7 protein-coding genes are annotated in these 8177 nt (G+C 33.4%); 1 reads left to right on the top strand and 6 read right to left on the bottom strand.

Features of this window, described 5'->3' with window-relative positions; all coding sequences use genetic code 11:
• Nucleotides 1–422 precede the first annotated feature (422 nt).
• From RU96_RS12380 to RU96_RS12355, 6 genes are all read right to left on the bottom strand, one after another.
• Complete coding sequence (locus RU96_RS12380) at nt 423–1082, bottom strand: ABC transporter ATP-binding protein (protein ID WP_143350975.1); 660 nt, start codon at nt 1080–1082, stop codon at nt 423–425.
• A gap of 2 nt (nt 1083–1084) precedes the next feature.
• Nucleotides 1085–2224 carry an ABC transporter permease gene (locus RU96_RS12375; protein WP_084035500.1) on the bottom strand — a complete coding sequence of 380 codons (1140 nt, stop codon included), beginning with the start codon at nt 2222–2224 and terminating at the stop codon, nt 1085–1087.
• Nucleotides 2225–2229: 5 nt separating this feature from the next.
• Entirely contained in the window at nt 2230–3519 is a 1290-nt protein-coding gene (locus RU96_RS12370; protein WP_071865786.1) for an ABC transporter permease, read from the bottom strand.
• Between the two features lie 549 nt (nt 3520–4068).
• Nucleotides 4069–5292 (bottom strand): Fe-S-containing protein, encoded by a 1224-nt coding sequence (locus tag RU96_RS12365; protein ID WP_071865785.1) that lies wholly within the window; start codon nt 5290–5292, stop codon nt 4069–4071.
• A gap of 209 nt (nt 5293–5501) precedes the next feature.
• Nucleotides 5502–6059 (bottom strand): iron transporter, encoded by a 558-nt coding sequence (locus RU96_RS12360; protein ID WP_249024205.1) that lies wholly within the window; start codon nt 6057–6059, stop codon nt 5502–5504.
• Between the two features lie 100 nt (nt 6060–6159).
• Entirely contained in the window at nt 6160–7404 is a 1245-nt protein-coding gene (locus tag RU96_RS12355) for an FTR1 family iron permease (RefSeq protein WP_071865783.1), read from the bottom strand.
• A gap of 547 nt (nt 7405–7951) precedes the next feature.
• Between RU96_RS12355 and RU96_RS12350 the strand changes: the two genes are divergently transcribed.
• A complete protein-coding gene (locus RU96_RS12350) occupies nt 7952–8134 on the top strand; it encodes a hypothetical protein (protein WP_033646960.1) in 183 nt (60 codons plus the stop codon).
• The last annotated feature ends 43 nt before the right edge of the window (nt 8135–8177 follow it).

The following is an 8177-nucleotide window of genomic DNA, read 5'->3' as shown; positions in this document are numbered from 1 at the left end:
ACAACACGATTTGACTTAGAGCCTTTCCTTCCAGTGATTTCATAAGACCAACACGATTGATTTTTCAATACCATCTTGATTAAATTTCGCATAGTATGCTATTCTTATGTGCAATAAAAGAGTAGCGAGTTTCCTTGAAAGACTTCCCCAAGCTTCTGGAACCGGCTACTCTTTTTCTGGAGTGATGTTGTTTATAACATCTATATACTATATGCTACATAGAACCCTTGTTTTTTGCAACTAATCGCTAATCGTTTTTTACTCTTCTTAACGTTACTTATTTTAATCAATATAATTAGTAATTCACCATTGATTTTTGATAACATTTTATCTAAAAACCAAAATTTTCGCGACTTTAGTTGTTTAGATGAACCTGCTCGATTGAAGAATAGCTCTGACTTTTCAATCAACATGTATTAAGCCTATGCATATGAATCAATTACTCTTCCGTGATTAAGTTTCACAATACGATCGCCTTCCTTAGCAACTGTCTCATCATGTGTCACTACAATAATGGTCGAGCCTTGGTTATGTGCTTTACGTAGTAAGCTTAAGACAATTTTTTCATTTTCTTCATCCAAATTACCAGTTGGCTCATCCGCCAAAATTAGACGCGGAGAATTAATAATTGCGCGAGCAAAACAAACCCTTTGCTGCTCACCACCAGATAATTGTTTTGGAAAATGGTACATGCGATTCTCTAATCCAACAGATTTCATGGTTTCAATGACCTCTTTTTTATCAACAATGCTATGATAATATTGAGCGAGCATCACATTCTCAAGAGCATTTAAATAGGGAACCAAATGAAATTGTTGAAAAACAAAACCAATCTTATCCCGACGAATAGCAGTTAATTCTTTAGGCTTTAATTGGGTTATTTCTTGATTGTCAAAAATAATCGTTCCTTCACTAGCATTGCTGATACAACCAATTATGTTTAACAACGTACTTTTCCCTGATCCAGAGGACCCTACAATAGACACCCACTCCTTCTCGTAAACATCAAAATTAATTTTTGATAACGCATAAACATCTTTATATATTTTAGATACGTTCTTCATTTCCAGAATCTTTTTCACTATTATTCCCCCTTTAATACCTGCTCAATAGTTATTTTTTTTATCTTTCTTAGAGGAATTAATGTAGAAAAAAAGCTAATACACATCATTACACCTAGGACTAATAAAAAAAACCACCAATACAAGTGACTTTCTCTTAGAAAAAATGTTGCCGACACCCATTTTGTTCCCAAAATCCCACCAATAAACCCTAGTACATAGCCAATGCATGAAATTAATAGATTCTCACGCATAAACTCTTGGTAAATCATTGTTTCAAAAGCCCCTAGTGTTTTTTTCAAACTGATTTCTTTCCAACGCTCAGAAATCATTGCATAAGATGTGGTGAATAAAATTAATGACACTAATAAAGCCACAAAAATCACAATAACTAAAAACAAACGCGCAATTTTTTTAAACACTTTATCTTGCGCCTCACTAATTCGACTTGCTAAACGCGCTTCAATAGTGCCAAATTTTTTATTGATTGTTTGACTTAACTGAGTGAGCTCATCTTTGTTTCCTTCTAAGTTTGCCTCAACCACATCCACTTCTCCCATCTGACCAAATAACTGATTACCACCAGACCAGTTCATAAAAAGGCTGTTTTCTTCGTTTCCTCCAGTAGTAACAATCCCACTTACAACGAAATTATCTGACTTTAATCGGGAATCCATATCTGTTTTATCTAAAATAGTCTGTAATTTAATAATGCTACCTACCTTAATTTCACTAAACTCAGCAATTTCTTTACCAATTAACAAATCATGGCTGGCTTTAGGCCACTTTCCCTCTACCCTCCAAGAAGTATTGTTCGCTTTTACTTGATTTATATCTGTTAAACTTAGTAAATAAGGCTGTTGGTTTAACGTAACTGTTTCATAATGGTACGGTGCCAAACCAACCAATTTCTCATCACCAATGGTTTTTAACAAACTATCGACATCTTTTAAAGTCAAGGGACGTTTTGCGTCTTTTGATACAAAAATCATATTAGCACCATACGATCGAAAGGCACCAGAAAATTGATTAGGAATATCAAAATATAATGTTAGCAAGCTGAAAATAATTGCTGTTCCAATAATCAAAGATAACAAAGAAACTAAAAAACGTCCTCTTCGATTAAAAATAGCCTTAACAAGCAACTTTCTCCTCATGTTCATTGAACTTAGCTCCTTCCATGTAGCACATCTGCTGGGTTAAAAGTCCGTAAATAATGAATCATTGGAATACTACCAATCACAGAAATAAACAAAATTAGCCCAATCGTTAAAGGAACCGAATAAATTGAAAACGGAACTCCCGAACCAAAGACAATATGCCCAATAATTTGTGTTACGCCTTGCCCTAAAATAAAACCAATCACACCTGCCACACAATTGATCAAAAAAATACTTGAAAGTAATTCCCAACAAAGCATGCCCATTGTAATACCAAGAGCTTCCTTCAGACCAACTTCAATATTTCGTGACATTAATGTAACGGATACTAGATTAGCCGCCCCAACTGCTGCACCTAGAACACTAATAATTGAAACGAAAATCAGAAGTAGCTTATTTTTCTCTAAAACTTTTCCTTCTGACTCAGCAATTCTTCTGACGGGTTTTGCAACCACATCTGGCATCACTTCTTGGATTTGATACGCAATGGAGCTAGCGTAAGCTGTGCAATACCAAATTTCCCTTTCCTTCACTGTTAATTGATTAGGATTAATTGCCGCTTTTTTGGCCAATTCATTATCTGGTGTCGTTAATGCGCTTACATCAAATTTAGAAACTTTGCCTGTATTACCAGACAATTGCTGAGCAACCCTTAAATTGACAAAAAGGCGTTGGTCATCCCCCTCACCAGAATGAAAAATCCCCTTGATTTCGAGCTTTTTTTCAGTTCCTATACCTTTCAAAACAATTATATCGCCAATTTGCCAATTTTTATTTTTAGCTATACCTTCACCAACTAGGAGTCCTGTAAGATCGTTATCTTTTAACCAGGTTCCTTCTATCGCCCACCATTTTTTTATTTTTGGAAGGCCTGTTACCATCGTATCATTATTGGTAAGCGTCAATTTTTTATTAAACCAAGTACCAACCATTTCTACCGGTTGATGAGTTTGATCTATTTGTACTGAGGTTATTAAGTAAGGAGCAATATCCAAAATATTAAATCCCCAAAACATAGATTTTACCTTTATAATATCTTTTTCATTAATAAAACTGTCCCTTTGTTTCATATGTTTCTTGGTTCCATATAAATCGCTAATAATTTCTGTAGTTTTTGGTGTTACCTCGATGTTAGCCCCATAACTTTTTAATTCCAAATTTATTTTCTCTTGAATACCAAGCATGGTTGACAGCATAGAGACCGATAGAGTGATACCAATAATGGTAGTCACACCTATCAGCAAGGAATGTCTCTTATTTCTGAAAATAGAGTGTATCATTATTTTTATTAAGAACATCTCCTTGCCTCCTTTCAATAAATATATTCTAAAATGATTATCTTTCTTGCTTGCTCTTATTAAAAGCAATAAGTAACAAAATTCTTTGCAGAATACGTTTCAATATTCGTGATTTCTCATTTTTAATAGAGCAAAAAAAGAACTGGCAACGAGAACCTTCTAGCCACACCTATGACATCCATGTAAAAAACTAGCACCCAAGAGATTATTAATACTCCTAACGTGCTAGTTGTTTCGATTATGGTACGATTTTGGATACTGTAAAATATAGGTGCCATCTTTCCAAAATCAGTCATCCTATGCTTCAAGATTTTCACTTAAAATATAAAGAGGAAACCAAAACAACAACACAAATATCTATCTTAACTATGAGAAGCTTTCCGCAATTAATGATAAACTACCATGAAACTCACCAGCCTAATCAGACACAACATTAAAATTGTTTACAGGAGGGAGCTGCAATACTGTTAACATGAATCTTTTTTGAAATTGGTCATTGTCAGATTTTGTTCAGTCCCCCCTCAAAGTTTACCAATTAATGTTATTAGGCTATTTAAAAGTTGTTTCATGTTTGCTCAAATCATTCTCATGAACAATTATTTTTTGTTTATTTATGTCATACGCCAAAGGAATTGGATTACACCCTCCCTTAAAACCAATCGTGGCTTTGTTCATAACTACATCACAAAGTTTACAAACAATTGTATCCCCTCGTTGAATATATCCACTAGCTCCACAAATTTCACACGCATCTAGTCCCACACCGTAAGCTCCTTCGCTTTTTTGTATCACAATAAATCTAATTGGAATTCCGCTTTCTGTAATATACTCATAACGATGTAAATCCCCATCTGAAACTTTAGATAAAGGAATAATAATATCACTACCTTCGATTTCATAAGGTTCTGGTTCTGATAAAGTTTCTTCCTGTGTTGTCGCTCTTTTTAAAATTGTTGTACTTAGCAAAACTAAAAACATCATCATAACCAAAAAAATTAGAGCTCGTCGGTTTTTTCGATCCAAAGCGATGACTTTCCTTCTTTCTGCAGCAGTCATATTGTCTATATACAGTGGCTGCGTTCTTTTCTTTTTATTTAAACTTATGCAAAAGAAAGATATCACTATCAACAAAGCATAAACCGACCACAATTGCTGATTTATTAACAAAGAAATTACTTGAAAAATGTATGGGCTCCCGTCGAGCAGTATAGTTTTTTGATACAACCAAAGCATCCCTAGTCCAAATTGTTGAAATAAAAAGACTATCAATATTAAATTTGAAAAAAAATTTTTTTCTTTATCCAACATAGTTGATACACTTTTTTTTAAACCAATTACCCAAAGCAAAATGAATAAAACTCCTAATAAATTGCCTGAGATTTCTAGCACTGAACTCTTTTCGAAAAGTTTGTGCTCATAAACCGAAATCTTTGAGACTGTGTCATATAGCTTTAGACTAGCTTGAACAATTGTTAACACTAAAATTCCAATTAAACTATATTTTTTTATTTGGTTGGACCTATTTTGCAATAGAAAACTTAAATAGAAAAGACATATGAGCAGGATTAACACCAAAGATAACAATTTTAAAAATTCGGATTTATTAAAAAAATTCGGAATACGAACAAACAAAATAACTAGAGAAGATAGTAATAACGCAGAAATTGTTGTCTGTTTTTTCAGTTTCTTTGATTGAATTAACTGATAAAAACAAAAAAGTACAGAGCTCAGCACCAAAAATGTTTGGATATATAGAATAAAGCTCTTAAACACTTCCACTTCCTCCTTATAAACTTTAGCATAATAATAAAAATGACTTACGATTTTACTTCAATTAGGTATATGGAAATGCCAGAAATCAAAACATTATCAAGTATTAAACATGCTCTGCAAAGAATGCTTTAACAATGCAATAGAGCATTCCTTATTGACCGTAATTTTATCCTGATAGATAAATAATTACCTTTCTTAATTAAGAAGTATTACCACTTGGGGCCCTCCCAATCAAAGAGCCATTCTGTTTCAATAGGAGTTGTCCAAAATTTACCATTTACACCAGTTTCTTTATCTACATGAAGTAAGTATTCATTCCCTGGAGCACTGATTACAAATTTCACTTTATACGTACCTAACCCCTCCTCAAATTTAACATTCGATCCATAGTGAGGGCCATCAGAAGCATTCATTGGCATAAAAGCTACTTCCTGAACTACATCACTACCTTCTTTTTGAATAATTGCTTTGACACCTAATCCAGGAACAAATTCATCTTTTCCGTAACCTAGCATCTCAGCACCTTCTTGCGTAGCAGTAATATCCGCCTCAATATGCGCATCAGCATCAGCTTTGGCAAGACTATTCCCTTCTGGTTCCATATCTACTGGCTGAAAATACACAGCTGCAATATGCAATGGTCCTTTTTCAACAGAATCACCAATATCAAATTCTTCAAATCCAGCTACATCTTTAGGTGATGCCACTTCAGAATCATCACTCTTTAAATCATGTTCTTCCATAGTACTTTCATTTACTATAGTCATCTTCTCCTCACTCATATTTGTTACTTTCTCTACTGTTTTACAACCACTCAGAGTGAAAAATAATAGCAACATACATGCGGTTAAATAAAAATAATTTTTTCTATAATCTTTCATTTTTTCCCCCACCTTTAGTAGATTTAATAAACATCATTATAGTAATAACCAGCAAAATAAGTTGTGGTATAAGCGACTCATACATATCATAGATTCCCAAAAAATCAACACTAAATCCATTCATCCATGGAACAAACGTTTGCGTGACCACGTCAGCCTCTTGCAATTCCGATACCCCCTTCCCTAAAAATGAAAAACACATAATAAACATCAAAATGCTAGTTCCATAAAAAAATGGTTTTACTGGCAGTCTTACACTGAATTTTGTAACTAAAACAAACACAAAAAGCAGAATGAGAACTGCTAAACCTAACCCATACCAAATATACTGCCTATTCTCTCTTACAGTAGTTTGAAGTCCCTGAAAGAATAAAATTAACTCTGCCCCTTCTCTTGCCACGGCTAAAAATGCTGAAAATATTAACGCTCCTTGTGAACCCGTTGAAACAGAGATTTGTGCCTTTTGAGAAACATATTTATTCCAATTTTCAATTGATGATTTCGACAACATCCAATTGCTCATATAAAACAAAACAGCTACGGCTAAAAACATAGTGATACCTTCAAATAATTCTTGTGCCCTTCCACTTACTACATCTCCTAAAAATTGTGCAGTATAGGTGAAAATAATTGCTAAAATAACACTAAAAACAACGCCTAATCCTGTTCCTACATAAACTTTCTTCACTAATTCTCCATTATTAGTTTTTACTAGATAGGCAATAATTGCAGAAATGACTAGAATCGCTTCCAATCCTTCTCTTAGCGTTAGTCCAAACGAAGAAATAAAAACAACAGAGCTATTATTAACATTTTTCCTTGCTTGAGTTAAAGTTTTTTCTCCGTTGAAATTGTCTAACTTAGTGGCATCTTCCAAAAGATTAATTTTTAACTCTTTGATCGTATCGCTTAACTCTTCCTCGTTTCCTCGTTCCACACTCAAGCGTTTAGACAAATGAAACAAAGCTTCAATATTTTTTACCCTCCTTCCAGAGATATGTGTTTTAACGGTTTTTTCGAACCCCAACTTCTCATAAAACTTGAAATAAGCAGTGTTAATATCTTCTTTAGCTTGGACCATATCTCCGGAAAAGTAACTTTTCACAGCTTTATCCAAATAAATATTCATTTCCGTGGCAACTTCAGTCCAATTTTCATAAGATTCTGCAAAAACTTGCTGATTAAATGTAAGCGATGACAACAAAAGCAAACACAAAACTATCTTTTTCATGTGTCTCTTTCCTCCTCGTATATTAACTCCCACCCTGTAGGATGATTTTACACGTATGCAAACAATATAAATTAGCAATCTTGTTAATGAAAATTCTCTTGAGCATGGACACTGAAAACGCTATTCTTACTTCAAAATAGATACAATAAATTCAAAAGTTCTAAAGATTCAACCAATCTGATGATGTAAGTCTTATTATATTGGCATTAAACACATAAATCCACATATTCGGGAAAATATGAAATGCTACAGATTCAAAACACTATCTCCTCATTATGTCCGAAAAAGTAACCATAATATGTATTGGCATGATTTAACAACTTTAGACCCTAAACAATTGAGAATTATTCTCAATGCTAATAATACTATAACATTTAATTTTTTTCTACCCAGTATTTCTATTACAAGATGGTTAAATGCATTTACTGTTCAACTTCTTTACTAATCAGCTTTTCAGAATTATAATATTCTAGTATAGAGATTCTGTTGTTCAGCTATCTATTCCTATCTGTTGCTACATAATAATTAACTGAGGTGTGAAAGATTAATGGACAAGAAAAAAAGGAAACAGTGGCAAAAAGAAATTAGGATAAAAATAATGAATTTAATGGATGCTAATCCAGATTGGATGACGCGCAGTAGTGATGATTGTGTTGTACAGAGAATTAAAGAACTTCGTATAGCACTTGAATGTGTAGGAAAACTATACTCACGCTCTATGGATAAGTAAATTGATGGATTTTATTTAATACCTGAATAATTCATAGCTCTAA

The organism is Enterococcus canintestini, from assembly GCF_001885735.1.
Lineage (GTDB): Bacteria > Bacillota > Bacilli > Lactobacillales > Enterococcaceae > Enterococcus_C > Enterococcus_C canintestini.
This window is presented reverse-complemented; position numbering and strand designations above follow the sequence as displayed.